General features: G+C 62.8%; 21 protein-coding genes. 4 read left to right on the top strand and 17 right to left on the bottom strand.

What is annotated here, in order from left to right; genetic code table 11:
* Positions 1-129 precede the first annotated feature (129 nt).
* Together ACWEKS_RS45890 and ACWEKS_RS45885 are read left to right on the top strand one after the other, a co-directional pair.
* Positions 130-555 carry a hypothetical protein gene (locus ACWEKS_RS45890; RefSeq protein WP_452345989.1) on the top strand — a complete coding sequence of 142 codons (426 nt, stop codon included), beginning with the start codon at positions 130-132 and terminating at the stop codon, positions 553-555.
* A gap of 10 nt (positions 556-565) precedes the next feature.
* Positions 566-1,201, top strand: coding sequence for a ribonuclease D (locus ACWEKS_RS45885; protein WP_452345988.1), 636 nt, complete (start codon positions 566-568; stop codon positions 1,199-1,201).
* Here ACWEKS_RS45885 and ACWEKS_RS45880 read toward each other — a convergent pair.
* The 5 genes from ACWEKS_RS45880 to ACWEKS_RS45860 all read right to left on the bottom strand — a co-directional run bounded on the left by ACWEKS_RS45880 (position 1,158) and on the right by ACWEKS_RS45860 (position 6,379).
* Positions 1,158-1,742, bottom strand: coding sequence for a hypothetical protein (locus ACWEKS_RS45880; RefSeq protein ID WP_452345987.1), 585 nt, complete (start codon positions 1,740-1,742; stop codon positions 1,158-1,160). The two genes, ACWEKS_RS45885 and ACWEKS_RS45880, sit on opposite strands and share 44 nt — an antisense overlap.
* A 94-nt stretch (positions 1,743-1,836) precedes the next feature.
* The gene (locus tag ACWEKS_RS45875) at positions 1,837-2,361 is read right to left on the bottom strand and encodes a hypothetical protein (RefSeq protein WP_452345986.1); all 525 of its coding nucleotides are present in this window, start codon (positions 2,359-2,361) and stop codon (positions 1,837-1,839) included.
* A gap of 136 nt (positions 2,362-2,497) precedes the next feature.
* Positions 2,498-4,090 (bottom strand): DNA cytosine methyltransferase, encoded by a 1,593-nt coding sequence (locus tag ACWEKS_RS45870; protein ID WP_452345985.1) that lies wholly within the window; start codon positions 4,088-4,090, stop codon positions 2,498-2,500.
* A gap of 189 nt (positions 4,091-4,279) precedes the next feature.
* Complete coding sequence (locus ACWEKS_RS45865) at positions 4,280-4,960, bottom strand: hypothetical protein (protein ID WP_452345984.1); 681 nt, start codon at positions 4,958-4,960, stop codon at positions 4,280-4,282.
* A gap of 825 nt (positions 4,961-5,785) precedes the next feature.
* On the bottom strand, positions 5,786-6,379 hold the full coding sequence (locus ACWEKS_RS45860) for a hypothetical protein (protein WP_452345983.1): 594 nt from the start codon (positions 6,377-6,379) through the stop codon (positions 5,786-5,788).
* 179 nt (positions 6,380-6,558) lie between these two features.
* Here ACWEKS_RS45860 and ACWEKS_RS45855 point away from each other — a divergent pair, with 179 nt between their 5' ends.
* Together ACWEKS_RS45855 and ACWEKS_RS45850 are read left to right on the top strand one after the other, a co-directional pair.
* Positions 6,559-7,395, top strand: coding sequence for a hypothetical protein (locus ACWEKS_RS45855; protein ID WP_452345982.1), 837 nt, complete (start codon positions 6,559-6,561; stop codon positions 7,393-7,395).
* The gene (locus tag ACWEKS_RS45850; protein ID WP_452345981.1) at positions 7,392-10,499 is read left to right on the top strand and encodes a DEAD/DEAH box helicase; all 3,108 of its coding nucleotides are present in this window, start codon (positions 7,392-7,394) and stop codon (positions 10,497-10,499) included. The genes ACWEKS_RS45855 and ACWEKS_RS45850 overlap by 4 nt, the downstream gene beginning before the upstream one ends.
* Positions 10,500-10,899: 400 nt before the next feature.
* Here ACWEKS_RS45850 and ACWEKS_RS45845 read toward each other — a convergent pair whose 3' ends face one another.
* From ACWEKS_RS45845 to ACWEKS_RS45790, 12 genes are all read right to left on the bottom strand, one after another.
* On the bottom strand, positions 10,900-11,637 hold the full coding sequence (locus ACWEKS_RS45845) for a DUF5131 family protein (RefSeq protein ID WP_452345980.1): 738 nt from the start codon (positions 11,635-11,637) through the stop codon (positions 10,900-10,902).
* Positions 11,634-12,686 carry a helix-turn-helix domain-containing protein gene (locus tag ACWEKS_RS45840; protein ID WP_452345979.1) on the bottom strand — a complete coding sequence of 351 codons (1,053 nt, stop codon included), beginning with the start codon at positions 12,684-12,686 and terminating at the stop codon, positions 11,634-11,636. Before ACWEKS_RS45840 ends, ACWEKS_RS45845 begins: the two co-directional genes overlap by 4 nt.
* Positions 12,683-13,096, bottom strand: coding sequence for a hypothetical protein (locus tag ACWEKS_RS45835; RefSeq protein WP_452345978.1), 414 nt, complete (start codon positions 13,094-13,096; stop codon positions 12,683-12,685). Before ACWEKS_RS45835 ends, ACWEKS_RS45840 begins: the two co-directional genes overlap by 4 nt.
* 39 nt (positions 13,097-13,135) lie before the next feature.
* Complete coding sequence (locus tag ACWEKS_RS45830; RefSeq protein WP_452345977.1) at positions 13,136-14,137, bottom strand: toprim domain-containing protein; 1,002 nt, start codon at positions 14,135-14,137, stop codon at positions 13,136-13,138.
* A gap of 6 nt (positions 14,138-14,143) precedes the next feature.
* On the bottom strand, positions 14,144-14,512 hold the full coding sequence (locus tag ACWEKS_RS45825) for a hypothetical protein (RefSeq protein ID WP_452345976.1): 369 nt from the start codon (positions 14,510-14,512) through the stop codon (positions 14,144-14,146).
* 5 nt (positions 14,513-14,517) lie between these two features.
* The gene (locus ACWEKS_RS45820; RefSeq protein ID WP_452345975.1) at positions 14,518-14,910 is read right to left on the bottom strand and encodes a hypothetical protein; all 393 of its coding nucleotides are present in this window, start codon (positions 14,908-14,910) and stop codon (positions 14,518-14,520) included.
* A gap of 2 nt (positions 14,911-14,912) precedes the next feature.
* Entirely contained in the window at positions 14,913-16,382 is a 1,470-nt protein-coding gene (locus ACWEKS_RS45815) for a hypothetical protein (RefSeq protein ID WP_452345974.1), read from the bottom strand.
* A gap of 36 nt (positions 16,383-16,418) precedes the next feature.
* Positions 16,419-16,862, bottom strand: a complete 444-nt coding sequence (locus ACWEKS_RS45810; RefSeq protein WP_452345973.1) for a hypothetical protein — start codon at positions 16,860-16,862, stop codon at positions 16,419-16,421.
* A 36-nt stretch (positions 16,863-16,898) separates the two neighbouring features.
* Positions 16,899-17,267: a hypothetical protein gene (locus tag ACWEKS_RS45805; RefSeq protein WP_452345972.1), complete on the bottom strand. Its 369-nt coding sequence runs from the start codon at positions 17,265-17,267 to the stop codon at positions 16,899-16,901.
* Between the two features lie 28 nt (positions 17,268-17,295).
* Positions 17,296-17,895 carry a hypothetical protein gene (locus ACWEKS_RS45800; RefSeq protein WP_452345971.1) on the bottom strand — a complete coding sequence of 200 codons (600 nt, stop codon included), beginning with the start codon at positions 17,893-17,895 and terminating at the stop codon, positions 17,296-17,298.
* Between the two features lie 38 nt (positions 17,896-17,933).
* Positions 17,934-18,440, bottom strand: a complete 507-nt coding sequence (locus ACWEKS_RS45795; protein WP_452345970.1) for a hypothetical protein — start codon at positions 18,438-18,440, stop codon at positions 17,934-17,936.
* A gap of 40 nt (positions 18,441-18,480) precedes the next feature.
* Positions 18,481-19,176: hypothetical protein (locus ACWEKS_RS45790; protein WP_452345969.1), on the bottom strand; the 696-nt coding region annotated here is incomplete at its 5' end.

The following is a 19,176-nucleotide window of genomic DNA, read 5'->3' as shown; positions in this document are numbered from 1 at the left end:
CGACCCATCGACATCACCCCAAAGGACGGAGACCGTTCAGGCGCAACGGAAGTCGCCTGAAACAACGTCATCCACAGGATTTGACAATATCTCTCCGACCTGCTCGCTAACGTCGAAAACCTCGACATCGTGGTGGCATACGGGGCCACCTGGCGCAATACGAACCGGCGACACATCGTTCGAATCGCGTCCAAGCCCTCGGCCTGTGTCCGGGTCTTCCTGCCAGACCCCGACGACGCGGCAACGATGAGTAACCTCGCCACTCGATTCAGCACGACACCCGCCGAGGTTCAGAGCAAGGTCAAAGAAGCCATCACCGATTTCCGTTCGATGGGCACCGTCGGGGGTGCGCCCATCCAGGTGTACGTGCGCCCAGGAGACGTCATGTACAGCTGCTATCGATTCGGTACTCAGCAGGCAGTCATCGTCCTGTACTCGCACACCAAAGAACGTCAGAGCTATGTGCCAGCCTTCGTTGTGGACGGCGGCTCATTGTTCAGCTTCGTCCGCAAGGATATCGACGCCATAGCGGAAGAGAGCCGCTTGGCACCGTAGGAGGTCATTGATGGAGAAGCAGAGCACTCCCTGGACACGCCTCTACCGGCAAGACGTGGACGAGAACTTCTACCGACTTTGCCAGGCGGAAGAGGCGATCGCGTGGGACATCGAAACCACCGGTCTCGATTGGCGTACCGACCGGATCGCGACTGTCCAGGTCGCCGCTGGCTCGGCGGTGGCGTTGGTACAACTCGGAGGCAATGAGCGGCCAACGAGACTCGCCAGCTTGCTTGAGGACCAGTCGCTTCTGAAGATCTTCCATCACGCGCCGTTCGACCTCAGGTTCATGGCGTATCAGTGGCGGCTGTCACCGCGGAACGTCGCGTGTACGAAGGTGGCCTCGAAGATCCTCAGTCCTGAGTTGGATTCAAAGAGTCACAGCTTGATGCCGACGCTTGCGCGGCGACTGGGTGTACGAATCAGCAAGGAACAGCAACAATCTGATTGGCTCAGCACGGAGTTGTCCGCCGCGCAGCTCGAGTATGCAGCCGCAGACGTCAGATACCTGGTATCGCTGCTGCACAACGAGTTGGATGAAGCGACTCGACAGGGCGTTGACACATTGATTCAACAGTCCTTCGACTATCTACCATGCCGGGTCACGTTAGACATCCTGGGGATTTCGGACGTGTTCGCGTATTGACCTCAGTACTGGCGGCGTATCCCTCGGGAAGCCGGTTCAGCAGACCGATCTCCTCGGCTTTGACAGGGATGGGACGGATGCAGAACCAGTCAGCTGCGGTCTCAAGATGACGGCGACCCCAGTAGATTGCATGCTCTTCCTTGTACGGAAGTAGCTCCAATTTGCCTACATCGAGCAGATGCTGCCGCTGGGGGTCGAGCGCGAGTTCAGCGGCGTCGCATGCCGCCTGTCCCTTGGGCGTAGATGTGCCGGACCGGTACAGCGTGACCGGGCCAGCATCCCATCGCGCCAGTTCATCTCGTGCATGAACAAGGAGATTGACGCCGAGGCCAGAGTGCTTACGGGCATACACGATGTTCACGACGGCATAGGGAATTCGAACTTCCGGCACAGGCGTTGTGACCTGATGGGCGGTCACGATGCCCACCGCCGAGGAATCGGATGTATCGACTGCACACCAACCCCAGTGCCAGCTAAAGCGGTTGTCAGAGAAGCGGTGTGCGGCACGGATTTCCAGGCATTCGGCCAAATCGTAGATCATCAGACATAGTTTGCTGACGCAACCGAGTACGTGCACGGCGCCACGCCACGAAGACCACCGTGCCTTTCAGGGCCCGCGAAACTGGCACGGAGTTTCAGCGCGTGGTGCCGCGGCGTCGGTCGCTGCTCGGGTCATTGCTGCGGCCGTGCCCGGGGCGCTCGTTGAGGAAGTCGACGACGTCTCGGGTGCGGTAGCGTCGGCGCGCGCCGCGGTCCTCGTGCTCGGCGGTTTGGTCGATGAGGGCGCGGTATTGGGTGATGGTCGCGCCGGCGACGCCGACCAGGCGGGCGATCGCGCCCAATGTCCGGTATTCCTCGGGGTTCTCGGGCATCGCGAGCCGGGCGGGCCGGCCCTGCGCGTGCCAGCGCGTGAGCCAGTCGTCGAGGTGCGCCTGGTCGTATTCGCGGCTGCGTCCGCCGCTACCGGTGCCCGCGGCACGGTCTTGATGCCCCACGGGCTCAGGGAAGCCCTGGAGGTAGACCCATTGGTTGCGAACGGTGGTCAACGTCAGCCCGTGCTGTTGTGCCCATTCGGCAAGGGTCACCAACTGTGCCATGGCTTCATTGTCGGCGGCCTCTGCCCGTGCCCGCGCGCCGGCGGCCCGCGGGTGTCCGATCATGGTGGGCTCCTGGGGTTGTCGCGCCGGCGCTACAGTGGCGGTGCCTTCCTTTCGTGGGGCACCCGGGCGGCTGGTACGTCCAACCGTGGCCGCACGACCACGGGTTACCAGCCGCCCTCCCCCGCACTCAAGCAGCTCAGCGGTCGATGTCCTCACCGGTCACGGCTTCCACCAGCGCCGAAACCAGGATCTCCGCGACCGGCGGAGTGACCGCGTTACCGTACTGGCGAACCTGCTCACGCTTGGTACCCAACACGGTGTAGCCGTCGACGAACGCCATCGCCGCACCGATCTCGCCCGGCTGGAACATCCGGAACCGGACATCAGCGATATCGCAGTCGGTGAGCGCCTCGACCACCGCGGAGCGGTCCCGCGTCGACAGCGCGCCCATCGGCCGGTCAACCGGGTACGCGGCACCGGTGCCGTAGTACGGGATCATCAGTGCCTGCCACACCTGGCGCGGCACATCGGTCGGCGGGGACACCAGGCCGTGGTGGTTGCCGCTGGCGGTCACCGTCGAGAACGCATCAGTGACCGGGCGGGCGTCGCTGCTGCCGCCGCGCAGCTCGGTCACGAACGGCAAGAACGCCAGCCCGGTCTCAGCACGGGTGGTCTGCGTGCGTAGCGGAACGCTCACCGGCTGAGGCTCTTTGCCGTCACGTCCCTCCATCGGCACGACCAACGCCGGCGGCATCGTCGCCGTGTCAGCTGCTTGTAGCCGGTGGAAGAAGCGGGGCGGGATCATCAGCCCGTCGTTCTCGCGGGTCGTGCGCGCCGGAAGGGGGCTCGTGACAGGTGTTGCCTCGTCGCGCCAGGTGCCTCCGGCGGGAACCGTCATCGGCAGCTGGGCGGCGTAGCGACGCAACCCGGTCATGATCCGCGCCATCGTCTTGTCCGCCAACGGCTTCACACGATCCCCGATACGCTGCCCGGACAGATTCCAGTCGATCGCCGCGGCGGCCGGAAGGGCGGGCGGCTCTAGGACCCGGTTGCGGCAGCTCACACGCGGACACCGGTAGACGTACCGCTGGCGGTAGCGGCCCATATCGGCACCCTCGGTCTTGAACACCTGCATCGCCGACACCCACTCCCCGCAGTCGGCGCAGAACGACAACGGGCGCAGCCACTTCGACCAATCCGGGCTGCGCCCCAGCGACGCGTCCCAGTACGCCACATACAGCCGGTCGCGGCTCTGCGGCGCGACCGGGGTACGGATCGACTGGGCGTGCATCGAATTCAGCGCGATCACCCGCGTGTGATAGCCCAGGGCACGGATCTCCCCCAGCCACCGGTTCCACTGATCCCACGCCCGGACCTCAACCACGTTCTCGACCACCCCGGCGCGGACCTTGCCGCCGCGCCCGATCACCCCGCGCAGATACATCGGCACCTCCTCCATCAGAGCGCGGCTACGGTCGGCCTCCTCATCACGCGGGGTATCGAACAGGTCGCCCTGCATCGTGTGGTCATAGTCGCGGGCCTTGCCGCGCGCCGAAGACCACTGCGGGCATTCCGGGCTGGCCCAGAACAAATCCGCCGCAGGCCACTTCTCCACCGGCGCCTCACGGATATCACCCAGGTGGTGATCAGTCTCGGGGAAATTCGCCGCGTGCGTCTCGATCGCACGCGCCCAATGATTCGCCGCCCGCGAGACCCGCACCCCGGGCACCGCGTGCGCACCCTGGCTCGACCCACCCGCACCGCAAAACCAATCCATCAAATCCAACATCACTGTCTTCCTTCAACTTTCGTGGGAGAGAGGAAGTGACCGGAGTGTCCAAGCCCCGAAGCACTTCCATTTACTAATTTACTCGCTTTGGTGTATATGACTGGCGGCCAACATGATCCGTGACCCTGCTACCTCACCGGCGGCTCGCTCGTTGTTGATGCGTAGGCATCAACGGTTGATGCTCAGCCATCAATCCTCGCCGGACATGGCGGCAACGAAGGGCTCACGGCACACGCCGCACAGGATCGGCCCGGCGTCGATGGTCTTCTGCGCGGCCCGCACCCGCCGCGCCGGCATGCAGGTACAGACCAGGGCGCGCCCGTTGCGCGGGGCCTTGCCGGACTTACCACCGTCCTCACCGTCCTCTCCCCCACCCTCGGCGGGCTCGTGCTCGTCGCGGCGATAGGCGATGATGGCGGCGTCGAGTGTGCGGATCTGCCGCTGGTAGGTGTCGGCGGTGGCATCGGGCACGATCGTGACCGTCCAGCCCCGATCGCGGTCACGTTCGACCGTGAGCCCGAATTCTCGGGCGATGTCGCGGAACTTCCCGTTGTGGTAGGCACCGGCGCGGCTGGTGTCCTCGATCCCGCGGGTACGCGCCGCGCCATGCACAGCTTCGTGCAGCAGCGTTCCGAGCACATCACGCGCGCCCATCGCCAAACCCTCACCACCGACGAACAATTCAGGCATCACCTGCTGGCCGACCTTCCACCGGTCGGGGCCGAAATGCCCCAGCTTCAGCACTCCGCGCCGGCCCATCGATCCCGACGCCATCGTCACCACCACATCGGGGATATCGGGATGACGGGCACGCAGATCCACCCACACCGATTCGATCGCTACGACAAGAGGACTCGAAATGGCATTCACGCCACACCTCCGAGAATTGATTACTATGCACCAATTCTACCGAAATTGACTACCCCACATCATGTTTGACCTGCGGAAATCATGTTCCGATTGATGCGCAGGCATCACCGGATTGATCTCTATGCATCAAATATGTTGTCGCACAGCCATCAAATTCCAACGCTGGCCGAATCTCCTTGTTGTGGTCCATATTCGGCACTGACGTCCCTACCGACGTGATGTCCGTGCTCGCGCCCCTGCTTGTGGTTTCGTCACTCGACGCGCCCCGCTCCCAACGCACCGTGCCATGCCAACCCCGCCCCTTGTGGTCCTCTCTTTGTGGTCCTCCTTGTGGTCTCTCTTGCTTGTGGTCTCCCCTCCCTGGTTCCTGTCTCCTTCTGCTCTCAACTGTTTGGTGGTGGTTTGCCTCCCGCCTGATCGCCACTATCTTCAGCGAAGCGGGAGATAGTGGCGATCAGGCGGGAGGCGGACCACCACCAAACCCACAGGTCACAGCGATTTCGTATCGCACTTTCATCGCAACGCTTGTGTGCATTCGTTGTGCATCCAGTGTGCATCCGTTCCGAAACCAGTGCGCATCGAAAATCTTTGCCCGACAGGCGAACGGAGCACCTCAGGACCCTTGGATCGGCTGGCCGATGAGATGAATGTCTACCGAAGCGGCCAATGCGGAGAACCCGTATGCAATCGGCCATGCATGAAAGCCTCTGCCAGCGGCGCCGGCATCGGTCGCGCCCCTAGTCAGTGAGCCACGCTCCAACGAGCTATCCCGGCAGCCAGTAGCCAGTGAAAGCAGGAAGAACCACCCGTGATCCGCGCCGATTCCTAGCGCTCGATGCCGGCGTGAGGACTGTCGGCTCCGACTCCCATCGGACCAGGCACCACAAACGCCTGATCTGCGCCGACAGCCAAGGCCGCGAGGGTGTCGGACACGGTGTTAATCGGACCCTCCCACTGAGATGCGAACTGCGAGTTGCCAATCGGTGCGCCGTACCGAACTGCGATCCGGACAAGAAGTTTCTCGACCTCAGTGACAGGTAGGGGTTCCCCCTCGGGCAAGGCAGCCTCGAGCAAATCGAACGCCGTTCCGTTCCAGCCATAGCTCTCACGGACGCTGCGCCATCGACCGCCGTCAAAGGTTACCGGGTCGTACAAGAGCGCCTGTGGCACAGCTCTATTCACTCGTAGCAGCGTGACGATGCCTGACAGGATCACCGTAGTCGGGTCGCCACCGTACTGCCAGCTCCGCTCCTCCTTGAGGCGCGCGTCCGAGGCGGACTTCCCAACGTAGAGCACGGCCAGCTCCAGAGTCGGCGTATGCCAGACGTACAAGTTCCCGCCGGATGTGACCTCTCGCAGCTCGACACCGACCCGTCGAGCGGCCTCGACGAGAGTTGAGACTGTGAGCGTGGCGACCATGAACCCAGTATTACTTGCGCCTGCCTGGCTCCGGCTGCTCGCACACAGACATTCTGTGCCAACAATGCGTTGATTCTCTGCCAGCTTCAGTCAAGTTGCGTGTCCGCTCGGTAACGTAAGCGTGCTATCGAACGAGTAGCCGTCCAAGTCAGCGACACTTAGACGGATAGGGGGGATGCATGGCCGGTCGCTATCAACAGGTCAGTGACGAGTCCGACGGGGCTCATCGTTATCAGTGTTACGACGTCGAGGACGACGACGACCTGATAGCCGAAATCGCGCGCCTAGTACGTGACCTATACGTTGATCCCGAGCAAACCTTGGCCTCCCTAACTCAGGCAGCCAGTGACCTTGATACCGTCGTCTCGGCCGACTCACTCGACCAACTACTGGACGATATCCGTCAGGCAGTCATACCGCAGATCAACCCAGATGCCACAAAGATACATCTTGAGACACCTCGAAATGAAGTTGCAGAGATTCTAGCGTATGATGCACTCAAGACTATTCACAACGTAGTGATACCTGCTTCACGAATAAAAGAGAAAGAGGTTCCAGGACAACCGACCCGCGGCTTGGATATTTTCGGATTATGGATGCATCCAAAAATGCGTTCAGTAATTTGCGAGGTGAAGGCATCTTCAGCCCGGGAAAGTCCACCAAAGGTTGTTAGTGGCGGAGGCGACAGCATGCATGATCAGATCAAAGCAAGGGTGGGAAGTAAGAAAAAGCTCCTCGAAGAGCTAACCTGGTCTCTTAAGCATGCCGATCTTTCGATGAAGCCTCACGTAGCAAAAGCGATGATTGTTCTTACTCAGACATCATCACCCCCTCCAATCGCTGTACCAATCCTCGTTCGCGCTGCCGGCACATACGGCAAGAACGATTACGGATGCTTTAAAACTAATCCCGACGAATACAAGCCAGCGGATATTCTTTTCATTATCCTTCGACTGCCGAGCTCGATCGAAGAATTCGCAGACAAGGTTTACAAGCATGCACGGGATGTCGCATGACTGGTTGGAATGTAAAAGAACTCCTCGAGGAAACCGGAGCAGCTCAAGCTGCACAGGATTCTTGTACAGCATTTCTGCTTTCCAGGATCGGAACTTCGAACGAGCCGGCATACTATCATGGGCAATTTGAACTCGATCTTCTGGCCAATACACTTGAGAACGTTGCAGCCGACACTGGCAACGAAAGTAACATCAGCTATCTTTGGGAGCACGCATTCCTTTGCCGACGAATGCCGGGAGAACGAGGAAGTTACGAGCAACTGACTCATCTTGTTCGTTTGGCGGCGGACGGGATACTAGCGAACCGACGACCGGAAGTAATGCTCGCCCTTCGTGAACTCGAAATTCCGTATCGCGAAGCTCTAATAGATTCTGAAACTCCCCTGGACTCTGTGCTTGAGATCGACATTCTGCGCGCATTCTTGTTGCTCGCACGTCGCGACGGCTGGAAAGATTTGAACGATTCCAGGAGCGCAATTCTTCAACTGCGAGAGCACCATCAAAACCGGCAGAATGAGTATCTAGCGGGGATCGACGATAAGACGATCGCTGGCGTACGATTGATTGCTAGATTTAATCTCGCAAAAATTGTCGAGATCGCTTCGACGTACACCGTCAGCGGCCAACCTTCCGATCCGGATATTCAGATAGATAAGCACGAGCGAAACCTTCACGATCTGTTTAAGATCCGTCCAGACGAGCCGTTTAGCGGAACTTCGGAGTTGGTCGTTCGCGCCTGTCGGGCAATCGTTGCTTCAAGCATTTGGAGGAACACAACAAGCCTGGGTCAAGATTTTAGGGAATTCGTAAGCTCTCTAGCCTCGACTGACAGGCCAGATCCGACACTGGAGTTGTGGCCCAGTCAGCGAGCAGCGCTGGATCAGCACTTGCTCGATCCAGCGCGTCGTGCGATTGTCGTCGAGATGCCCACGTCGGCCGGAAAGACACTCGTTGCCGAATTTAGCATCGTGCAGGCTCACGCGCTAAATCGTAGCTCAACAGTGGTATACGTTGTTCCAACAAGGGCGCTCGTCAATCAAATAACACAGAGGCTGCGACGCGACTTCTCCCCGCTCAAGATGGTTGTAGAATCAGCGGCTCCTGTATTTGAGCTGGATCCTACCGAGGATCAGCTCCTTAAACAGAAGATTGACATCCTTGTTTGCACACCGGAGAAGCTTGACCTCCTAATAAAAGCTGACCATGCTGCGGTCAGACAGATATCTCTCGCAGTGGTTGATGAAGCTCACAATCTGAGCGAAGGCAACCGCGGTGTACGGATGGAATTGCTTCTGGGGACGATAAAGCGGGAACGCCCTGAAACGCGGTTTCTCATGCTCACCCCGTTTGTTCCAAACGCAAGCGAGCTCAGCCGATGGCTTGGCGACGGTGCCGATGCAACGATCGCGGTTAACTGGCGCCCCAGTGAGCGGGTGGTTGCAAGCACGTGGTGGAAAAAGATACGGAATGGTCCGCGCATTTTGCAACTCTACACAATGGAGAGCGCCGACAATGTCGATGTCCCAGCAGGACGCACCGTAGAGTTGCTGGAAATCGCCGCCGAAGAACCCGCACCCGGTAAGCAGCATACTAGTGCGCTTGCGGCCGTTGAGTTGTCAAAGAATGGCTCTGTTTTGGTGCTGGCCCGCGGACGCGGTACAGCCGAGCAGCGTGCAGCATCGATTGCGGCCCTCCGATCTCCACGTAAACTCTCGCGCTTTGCTACTGCTGTGGCGAACTATGCTGCGCTAGAACTGGGCTCGCAACATCCATTGGTAAAACAGTTGCACTGCGGGGTGACTTATCACCATGCAGGCCTTTCGCATGACCTTCGATATCTACTTGAGGCCCTTATAGACAAAGGCGACGTCGATATTGTGTGCGGGACGACAACTCTCGCACAGGGGTTGAACTTTCCAATCAGTTCCGTGATTCTGGAGACTACGACCAAACCACAGGGTAGAGGCCAGAGATACCAGGAGCTTAGCTATTCCGAGTTCTGGAATATCGCGGGACGTGCAGGACGGGCCCTCAAAGATACTGTAGGGCTAATAGTATTCCCAACCCTTACCAATAGCGACCGCGATGAGGTTCAAGAGTTCCTCAGAAAACAAGCGGTCGATATTTGCAGCCACCTGATGACTGCGACCGGGCAAGTCTCAAGCGTAGTCGATCGATTTGACCTCAAATTCGTGCGCGAGAATTCCGCACTGGCAGTGTTTCTTCAGTATCTCGCCCACGTGGCTCGAGTGGCGGGCGTAGAGGAGACCTCCAGGGACATTGAGGAGATATTGCGCTCGAGTCTGGTATATCACCAGACAAAGGAAACCGACCGTAGACTTGCCGACCAGCTGATCTCGATATCTCGGGGATTCATGGCGCAGATCGGTGATTACGAACCAGGCTACATCGCGCTTGCTGACAATACTGGATTCAGCATCCCCTCGGTCAATTATGCGTTCGCTGCGTCACGGGAGCATCCAGAGTTCAGGCAAGAAGGATTCTGGGATGCCGGAAATCTCTTCGGGCCAGATACAAGAGCACTCGCAAGCGTAATAGATGTAATTGCCGATATCCCAGAGCTGGATCTAGGTATACGGTCCGACGAACCACATGCACCCTTAAATTCAGAATCTGTTGCCGGAATTACTAGAGACTGGGTCAATGGAGAGAATCTAACGAAGATTGCTGAGCGCTGGTTCCTCCACGAGCCTCCACCCAAGCGGGTCAGGGCCGCCGGACATTATATTCACAGTAAGCTTGTCGGCCAGATTCCATGGGGCATGAGCGCACTCTACAAGCTGCTTACGCCTGGGCAGAGCGCCAATACTTCCACAGCATATTCAAGCGCAATGGTATTTTACGGCGTGCCGTCACCAGAGGCTGTAACTATGCGAATTGGAGGCGTTCCACGGCCGGCCGCGAATGGTCTTGGCATGCAATGGTCGAGCGAGACTGCGGAAGGAGACAGTTTTGTCGACCTCAGAAGATGGATCGCCAATCGTAGCGATGGAGAATGGGACTCTGCATTGCCAAATGGCTCTAAACTAAGTGGTCGTCAGTGTCGCATGTTGTGGCAAGAGCTGGTCGGATGGAGCGAATAGTTGGGATGCCAGTGCGAGCTCGACCTCGACGTGTAAATCGTCGGATCGCACGCCATCTTGAGAGCCCCATCCGCACTGTGGATGGGGCTCCGCCCTTCAGGGTCGATGGTCAAGGAGGGCAACCAGCTCCGAGAGAGATCCAACCCCACTAAATCACCGCCCGGCACCGTCTTTCGAAATTTCGTCCGGTTGCGGAAAGCTGACATTGGACGACCAGATCGGCAGGTGGACAAGGCCTTTCGACGTTGTTGACACCGAACGGTCCCTAGGTCGCAGGTTCGATTCCCACCGAAGGACGCTGAAGATGCGCCATGCCTCGCTGTTGCTGGCGCGGCAGCCAGACATGGCGTAAGGCCCGTCCATCGGGGTCGATGGACGGGCCTTGTCGGCGCGGGCGAGCTTACTGCTGGCGCAGTGGGTACTGGTCCCAGATCTCGCCGTCGAGGCGTCGGCCGTTCTGCTTGGGGGTGCGTCCGCCCCACTGTTTGAAGAAGAATGGGACGCTGGCGCTCACGCAGTGGTCGCGCAGTCCTCGCACCCATTGCGGGGAGACCGGGCGGGCACCTGGCCCGGATTCACCGCCGGCGATCACCCACCCGATTCCGCTGGGTACCGCGGTGAGATCCACTGGTCCCAGTAGCGGTTCGCAGGACAGAAAGCGCACTGCAGCAGGGATTTCCAGTAGGTGCTGCGCGCGGATGAGGGTGTCCTGATCTTCGACCGAGACGCCCATCCACAGGTTCGGTGGCCAGGGCAGCCGTTCGGCCAGGCGGCGGGCGCGCAGGGACCGTTTCGTCAGCACCTGGTAGGTGTGCTGCGGCGTCGAGGCAATCACCTCGAACACCTCACCGATGAACGCTTCCGGTACCCGGGCGTGGAACAGGTCCGACATGGAGTTGACGAACACCACCTTCGGGGAACGCCAACGGCGCGGGATCTGCAGTGCCGCAGGATGAATCGTCACCGCGAAGCCGGGCCCGGAGGTGCGGGGGTGGCCGTCGGTCTGATACTTCGCCGCGCCCATTGCCTTGAGTCGCTTGGCCATCGACAGCGCGAAGCAGTTGGTGCAGCCGCTGCTGACGCGGTCGCAGCCGGTGACCGGGTTCCAGGTCGTTTCGGTCCATTCGATACCGGTCATGGCGCGGTTTCCTCACCGTTCGCCGAAGCCGGAATCAGCCGCAACCCCGAGGAGGTGTCGCGGATGGTGTCGCTGCTGGTGTGGCGTGCGACAACCCGCGCGACAGTGGAGTGATGGACACCGATTTCGTCTGCGATCTCGCGTGTGGAACAACCCGCGGCATGCAGCGCCAGGATGTGCTCGTCGCGCGTAATCGGATCGTCGCTGTTGCGGGCTATCGCAGGACTGTCGCCTGGTGTCGCGCGCGTCGCGTCGGGCTGTCGCGGTGTCGCGTCCTGGTGTCGCGCAGGTGATTCCGCCCCGAGGACACCGCCGGCAACGCCCTCCGGCGTGGCGGGCTCGACCACAACCGGGGAAACAGGCACGGTATCGCTTTTGGTGGTGTGTGAGCTGGTTTCGGAGAGTAGGGCGAAGCCGCTGGCGACCATGAGCCCGTCGAGTACCAGTGGGCCAACCGCCGAGCCCAGGGCGCCGTAGTCCCAGCTTTGTAGGACGTCGTGGACGTGGCCGTAGGAGATGAGCGCCGAGCCGGCGGCGACGGTGCCGACACCGCCGTAGCGGGCCAGCGCCCACGCTAGACCGGGTCGCCAGCGGACCCGTGAGAGGGCTTCGACGGCCAGCAGCAGCGCGACTGGCCATACGGCGGAACCGATTTGCGGCCATACTCCCGGCGTCCAGCCGTGTGGTTTCGTTGCGGCGGGCAACCAGGTGTGTAGCCAGTTCATCACGATCGATAGCACCGATCCGAATATGAATCCGGCCCATGCGACGACCTTGCCGCCGCGGTCTGTCGCATCGGTGTCGCGTGTGCGACGGGTGTCGCGCGGCTGCTGCGACACGGTGTCGCGGCTGTCGCGGTCGGTGGTCATGATCGCCTCCTCACGGAAGGTCGTGAGCGCCTCGTCCGGCCTTGGGCGGGGCGCGGGTGGTGTGGTGTCGCGTCCGTGCTGGCTGGTTGCTGGTGGTGCGACAGTGTCGACTCGGGGTGTGCCGTGGGGCGTAACGGCATTGGTGCGCCCCACGATCGATCCGGCGTCGTTGCCGGTCACCTGCCACCGCCGTTGGTGACGGCGGGGGTGTATTTGGCGGTATAGAGGCGGGCCTTGTCGTTGTCGGGGTCGGGGCCGGTGTAGGTGACCGACAAGGTGGCGCCGGGATCGAAATCGGTGACGCCGGCGGCGTTCATCGCCTGCCCGATGGCCTGCTCCATGCGGCTGGTCGGATACAGGTTGCGCGGCCCGTTCGGGGTCTCGATAGTGATGAACAGCTGCATGATCGGGTTGCCGTGCTCGTCGGTGTCCACCTCGCCCGGAGCGCCGCCATACTTGAGCTTGGGCTGCTCGCCGATCGTGGTGATGCGCCCGTAGACGGTGGTGCCGAGGGTGGTGTTCTTGCCGAACGCCGAGGGGATCTTCGCGGCGGCGCGGGTGAATCGCTGTCCGAAGTTGGTGCTGGTCATGACGGTTTTCTCCTTTGTGGTGAATCTGCGATAGATGGGTCAGCGGCTGCGGGTGATGTGCCGCTGTTGTTGGGTTCGGGGTTGGCGGTAGTGGCGGTCGAGGTAGGGCACCATTTCCAGGTCGGTGAAGTGGTGGCCGGCGTCGAGGTGGTCGGACAGGTCCTTGCCCGCGGCGGCTTGGAGCACGCGGATTTCGCCGACGTGGCCGTGCAGGGTTTCGGCGACCTTGGCGGCGTGCAGGTAGCCGGGACGGTCGCGGTCGGCGACCACGATCACCCGCCCGGCGCCGTGGAGCCATCGCGCGTGCTCGGGCGTCCAGGAGCCGGTGCCCATGGCGTTGCAGGTGGCGATCTGTCCGGCCTCGATCGCCCGCGTGGCGTCCTTCTCGCCCTCGCACACGTAGATCTCGCGCCCGCTTGCGATGCCGTCGAGGACTTCGGGCAGCCGGTACGGGATGGGCGCGAATCCGGTGGGTTCCCAGTCGGTTCCGTTCCAGTGGGCTTGGGTGAACGACTTTCTGTCCCCGTACTCGTGTGGGGTGCTGCGGCGGGTGACCGCGCCTTCGACGTGCCCATCAGCGCTGCGGTAGACGTAGGTGCACACGGTCTCGGTTGGCCCGATCGTTTCTCCGAGATCGGGTTTGGACGGGGTCGGCAACCGGGCGTAGTCGATCGCCTTGTCCACCAACGACACCCGCTGCTGATGCGCCCTTTGAGCACCCGATGGTGGGCGCCGCTGCCCACGCTGCTCGCCCTGATGCGGGCCGCGTTCGGGGAGCCGGTCCCACATGTCCCGCACGCGGAGCCCGATCCGGTCGAGGACGTCTTTGTCGTCGCAGTGGGCGAAGCAGCGGACGATGGTTTTGCCCTGGGTGGGGTCGTAGCGGACGCCGAGGGAGGGGGTGTGGGGTTGTCCGTCGGCCTCGTGGACCGGGCACAGGAACACTGTCCACCGTGCCCGGTCCCGGCCCGGACCCATGGCGGCGGTCAGGGCAGCGGTGATCAGCTGCCACGAACGCCCTTGAGCCGGATCGTGATCCATGACCGATCAGCGCTCCCGCTGGGCCCGGCCGCGTGGGCGTACCCGGTGCGGCTCGGTCAACTCGCGGGCCTGGTAGAGGCTGCGCCGCTGCACCTCGTCCAGGCCGAAGTCCTCGCCTTTGGCGCGGTTGAACTCGATGTTGTCGATGAACCGGTCCATGGTGTCGGGGGCGTCGCGCCAATCGGCGTACGCATCCGACAGATACCGCCACTGATCGGCGTGCGGACCCGAGTTCCACCGGTCATCGATCTGCCGAGTCTTGGCATAGATCTCATCGATCCGGTCCTCGGTCACCCCCGACTGATAGCCGGAGTGCTGCAACGCGGTCCGTTCCCGGAAGTCGCTGCGCATGGCTTCTTCGTGCTCTCGTTCCATGGCGGTCACCGGTCCCTTCGGATCGGCAGCCGCTGCGCCGACGCGTCCGGGGCGTCGATGGCGCTGCGCTGTTCGTGGGCGATGGTGCGGGCCTGGTCGAGGCTGCGGCGCTGCACATCGGTCAGGCCGTAGTCGGCGTACACGGTCGGGTTGACGCGCAGGTCCTCGGCGAACTTGGCCATCAGCTGGGGCTGGTCGCGCCAGTCGGTGTAGGCGGCGTGCAGGAAGTCCCACTCCATAGCGTGCGGGCCCGCCTGCCAGCGCTGGTCGTATTCGCTCATGCGGCACTCGATCTCGCTGATCTGGGCGTCAGTGACTCCGGGCTGCAACGCTTTCCAGCTCAGGGCGACGCGGTCCTGGAAGTCGAAGCGCATGGCTTCTTCGTGTTCGCTGTGCATGATCACCGGCTCATCTGGGGACGGGGCTTGTCGGCTCCGTTGGAGGGCTGCGGGTCACGGGCGGCGCGTTCGCTGCGGAGCTTGGTGACGGCCTCGTCGCGTTCACCGCGGTAGCGATCCCGGTCAGCGCGGGCGGCGTCGAGATCCGACCGCAGGTCACGCATGTCCTGGCTGACGCGCAGCTGGCTGTTCTTCAACGAATCCAGCTCGGCGTGTACCGATTCCAGTTGCTTCTTGTGCTGGTCACGGTCGGTGGTGACCGCGTCCAGGCCTCGCTGGAGCATCAGCACCCGGCGCTCCAGATCCTGCGGATCGGTGCCGGTGTCGGGGTTTTCGCGGGTTCTGCCGTGGTCGGGAGGTTGAGTCTGCTCCGGATGGGTGTCGCGGTGCCAGTCGCTGACGCTGCGGCTGATGTCGGCCCGGTTGCCCTCGGCCACATAGAACGGGTGCCGGCGCCCGGTCTCACGGGCCCGCACCGCCAGGGTGGTGCCCGGTGTCCAGGAGTGGATCTGCACCGCGTCGTGGGTCCAGGCCGCGGCCTCGGTCTCGCTCGGGAAGTAGCCGCGCATCACCTGCTGAGTGCCGTTGGGGGCGTGGGAGGCGATCGTGACCCGGCAACGGGAGTTGGTTTCGGCGTTGGCGAACTCCCACCGCACCTGCTCGACGCTCAACCCCGCCGCGGCAGCCTGCTCGGCCGCGACACGGCGGCCGTAGTCGGCACGCGCTCCAGCGTGTCTGCTGGCCGGATTGGTTTGCAACCACTCCATCTGCGAATGCCGGATCGCCTGGATCGCGTTGTCACGCAACAGGTCCCGACCGATAGCGGCTTCCCGCTCCGGCCCCGACAGCGACTGCGGCCCGGTCACCGACCGCGAGGGTTCCTCGACGCTCGGGCGAGGGCTGGCCGGCTGCTCGTGCACGGTCATTCCGGCCAACCCGTGTTCGAGCTCCTGGGTACGGGCGCTGACCCACTGCTCGGATTCGACCGCGGCCGCACGGGCATCGCGCCGGTCGCGCTCGTTCATCGGCGCGAACACCGCCCCGAAGCTGGGATTCATCGTGTAGGGGTGACGGGTGGCCTTGTCCAGCGCCATCACCACCTGCCCACGCCGCTCGACACCCAACACCGAGGAGCCCAGGCTTTCCTCGATGCGCAGCCGCATCGCATCGAGGCGTTCGGTGTCAACGGCGGCGTCGCGTTCGGTGTAGAACGGGTCGGCTTCGCGCCGGTACTGGGCCACCGAGTGTTCGGAGCGGTAATCGGCGACGCGTTTGGTGTACCAGGCGGCGGTGACCCGCTCGGCCTTGACTTTGGCCATGATCTGCTCGGCCAGCTCACGGCGCTGCTTACGGGTCAACTTGCCCGTCTGGCCATCGGCGCTGCGCAGGGTGCGCAGCCACTGGCCGGCGACAGTCAACACGTCGCGGAAGGTGCGGCCGGTATCGCGGGCGATCTCATCGATTTCGGACATAAGAGTGTAAATTCCTTTCGGTAATAGAGGATTTGGTCAGCTCAGTGACCAGTCAGGGTTGTCGGCGCGGCTGAGCACCCGGTTGACCGTGTCCAAGGTGTCGTGGGCGCGGCGGGGGGTGTCGACACCCAGCGAGCGCTGGTAGACCTCGGCAGCGAAGTCGTCGGGCGTCTCATCGACCGCGCCGTCGAGGTGGTCGCGGTCATCGGTGAGCCAGCGCAAATGCTCGGGTAGCTGCTGTTCGACCTGCAGCAGTCGCCGACCCAGCTCGGCGTCAGAACCTGGCGCCCACTGCACGACGAGCACCAGTGCGACCCACAGGCCGCGCAACATGCCGTCGGTGAACTCGATGGTGGCCACCGGGTCGAGCAGACCGAGATCGAAGGCTCGCCGCTCTTTCACCGTCACCTCGGCGAACTCGGCCACGAGTGTGGTGAACTGCGTGACCAGCTGCGCGGCATGGTCGCTATCGGTTGTCATGATGTTCGGATTCCTTTCCACTTCAGAGGTTTTCGTCTATCTGGTGCGTTCGATCGGTGGACGTAGCGCGGCGAGTTGCTGTTCGCGGTGCTCGACTGCGGCGTCGGTGAGGCTGATCCGGCTCGCGGGGCCGTGCGCCCAGCCGATGCCCTTCTCGACGGTTTCCAGGTCGCGGTCCACGGCACGCAACGCGGTGTGGGTGAGCACGACCGCCTCGTGCGGATCGGTCGGTGCGCCGAGCTCATCCGCTCGCAGGGACTTCGGGGACTTCGCCAGTTGCGCGTACTGGCCGCGGATACGGATGACCTCTTCGCGCAGCGCCCGTACCCGGTCACCGAGCTGACCGATCTCGTCGTACAACTCGCTGGGGACGGGCAGGATCGGCTCGCTCCGGGTCTTGAACATCGGGTTCCTCTCTGGGATAGGGATTGCGTCAGGACTGCGCGGCGACGGTGGTGTCGCCGTCGGGGCTGGGAGTACTGGTGGTGACCTCGTCGTAGGCATGCACGGAGCTGTAGGCGGCCTGCCAGCGCATGCGGTCCAGCAGGGACATGGCCTGTCCGGGGGCGGGGTTGTCGCGGCGGTGGTCGAATTCGCTGCGCAGGGCCTGGAGATGATCGGTCCAGGTGTTCAGCACGGAGTAGTCACGTCGGCCGGTGGCGGGGTCGGCGGCCCAGGCGCGACGGACTTCGCGGCGGGCGTTGAGGATTTCGCAGATCAGCCCGGACAGCGAGAGTTCCGTCAATTCGCATCGGGTACCCGATAGCAGGTCCGCGCGGAACTTCGACCGCTTGTAGATCTCGTTTCGTTCGCGCTGTTCGCGCTGCTGCTGGGCCTGCTGGTCGATCAGGCGTTTGGTCGCAGCGAGTTCGGTGCGCTCGGCCGCGGTCATCCTCGACCGCGTGATGGCCTCCGACACCCGGGTGTCGAGATCCCAGTCGTCGATGGCGATGATCGTCGCGACGGTCGCGATCCCGGCGACAACGCCAGCGGCAACGCCGAGGCCGATCGCTTGGGAGGTGGTGGTGTGCATGGTGTTTCCCTTCCTTTAGTGGTCGTGGATCGAGGGGGTCAGTGGGTGCTGCGCTGGGCGCGGGCGGCCCGGTGTTCGGTGAACGCGGCCAGCGCCAACGTCAGGGAGGGATGGCGGGCGGCGTTCCAGGTCAGGTAGGCGATCCAACCCAGCCCGTAGACAGCGACAGGGACACCGACCTCGGCGGACTGTCCCCACGCCGCTACCGCGGCCAGACCGACCACAACGAAGGAACCGGCCGCGCTCGCACGCCAGACCTGACCCCGCGTATGGGGTTTGACCGCCGGTACCGGTGCGGGTTCGCCGGTTTCCACGAGCGCGGCCGCGCTGGCCTGCTCCGGTGTGATGAGCGGCGGGACCAGCCGCAGGATCGGTTTGGCCGGCGGGCGCTGGTCAGCGGCGCCGGCGGCATCGGACAGGAAGTGGGCGATCTCGTCGGCCAGCAGATCGGCCTGGGCGGCGATCTCGTCGCGGCCGAAGCCTTTCCGAGGCTGCTCGTCGTCGTGATCGTCGTGATCGTCGCCGTAATCGCGGAAGATGCGCATAGTGGTTGTGCTCCAATCGGATTCGCGCAGGCAGAAGGGGTTATGCGGTGGCGGGGGTCGGATCGTCGCCGGTGCGCGGGACGGGGGCGGGCGAGGTGCCGGGCAGGCGGGACTGTTCGGCTTTGTTGAGTGGCACGACACGGCCGAAGCGGGCATGGCCGCGTTTGAAGAACACGAAGTCGCCGGTGTCGAACTGTCGGACCCGGTCGGGGTCGACCAGCCACTTCTCCCCCACCGACACCTGGCCCTCGTCACCGTGGCGCTGGCCCTTGATCAGATGCCGAGACGGCAGCATGACCGGGATCGATCCGGCGTGTTTACACAGCTCACCCGCGTTCTCCAGGTAGCCGAGGATCACGCCGCCGGCGCAGGTTTTGAGCAGTCGTCCCAGCGACCAGGCGTCAGGGGCCACCGATTCCGGGGACTGACCACAGAAGACCATGGCGATCTTCTGGGAACGGCCACGCTCAGCGATGTCCTCGACCCCGATCGATCCCTTCCTCGTGGTCAACGCCGAGAGTTCGTCGATGAACAGGATCACGCTGCGCCGCAAGTCTTTCGCGGTGCGCCCGGCCCGTTCCAGCAGCAGCTGCAAGGTGGTGGCGACCTGGGCGCGGGCGGCGTCCTTGTCCAACGCGGGGACGGTCATGAACAGCACGTCGAGGTCGTTGATGTCATGGCCGCCGTCGAACACCATCCGCCCGCTGGTGTCCTTGAGGTTCTCGAACAGGTTGGT

This window comes from Nocardia sp. NPDC004711 (assembly GCF_053601595.1).
The sequence above is the reverse complement of the archived record's forward strand: the minus strand, read 5'-3'. Positions and strand labels throughout refer to the sequence as shown.

Bases quoted from the DNA above. Each gene is read 5' to 3' on its own strand.
- ACWEKS_RS45835 (WP_452345978.1), bottom strand. From the start codon at position 13,096: ATGACCAGCACCAACTTCGGACAGCGATTCACCCGCGCCGCCGCGAAG.
- ACWEKS_RS45810 (WP_452345973.1), bottom strand. From the start codon at position 16,862: ATGACAACCGATAGCGACCATGCCGCGCAGCTGGTCACGCAGTTCACC.
- ACWEKS_RS45815 (WP_452345974.1), bottom strand. From the start codon at position 16,382: ATGTCCGAAATCGATGAGATCGCCCGCGATACCGGCCGCACCTTCCGC.
- ACWEKS_RS45825 (WP_452345976.1), bottom strand. From the start codon at position 14,512: ATGGAACGAGAGCACGAAGAAGCCATGCGCAGCGACTTCCGGGAACGG.
- ACWEKS_RS45885 (WP_452345988.1), top strand. From the start codon at position 566: ATGGAGAAGCAGAGCACTCCCTGGACACGCCTCTACCGGCAAGACGTG.
- ACWEKS_RS45850 (WP_452345981.1), top strand. From the start codon at position 7,392: ATGACTGGTTGGAATGTAAAAGAACTCCTCGAGGAAACCGGAGCAGCT.
- ACWEKS_RS45845 (WP_452345980.1), bottom strand. From the start codon at position 11,637: ATGACCGGTATCGAATGGACCGAAACGACCTGGAACCCGGTCACCGGC.
- ACWEKS_RS45855 (WP_452345982.1), top strand. From the start codon at position 6,559: ATGGCCGGTCGCTATCAACAGGTCAGTGACGAGTCCGACGGGGCTCAT.
- ACWEKS_RS45870 (WP_452345985.1), bottom strand. From the start codon at position 4,090: ATGTTGGATTTGATGGATTGGTTTTGCGGTGCGGGTGGGTCGAGCCAG.
- ACWEKS_RS45875 (WP_452345986.1), bottom strand. From the start codon at position 2,361: ATGATCGGACACCCGCGGGCCGCCGGCGCGCGGGCACGGGCAGAGGCC.
- ACWEKS_RS45880 (WP_452345987.1), bottom strand. From the start codon at position 1,742: ATGATCTACGATTTGGCCGAATGCCTGGAAATCCGTGCCGCACACCGC.
- ACWEKS_RS45860 (WP_452345983.1), bottom strand. From the start codon at position 6,379: ATGGTCGCCACGCTCACAGTCTCAACTCTCGTCGAGGCCGCTCGACGG.
- ACWEKS_RS45805 (WP_452345972.1), bottom strand. From the start codon at position 17,267: ATGTTCAAGACCCGGAGCGAGCCGATCCTGCCCGTCCCCAGCGAGTTG.
- ACWEKS_RS45820 (WP_452345975.1), bottom strand. From the start codon at position 14,910: ATGCACAGCGAACACGAAGAAGCCATGCGCTTCGACTTCCAGGACCGC.
- ACWEKS_RS45830 (WP_452345977.1), bottom strand. From the start codon at position 14,137: ATGGATCACGATCCGGCTCAAGGGCGTTCGTGGCAGCTGATCACCGCT.
- ACWEKS_RS45795 (WP_452345970.1), bottom strand. From the start codon at position 18,440: ATGCGCATCTTCCGCGATTACGGCGACGATCACGACGATCACGACGAC.
- ACWEKS_RS45800 (WP_452345971.1), bottom strand. From the start codon at position 17,895: ATGCACACCACCACCTCCCAAGCGATCGGCCTCGGCGTTGCCGCTGGC.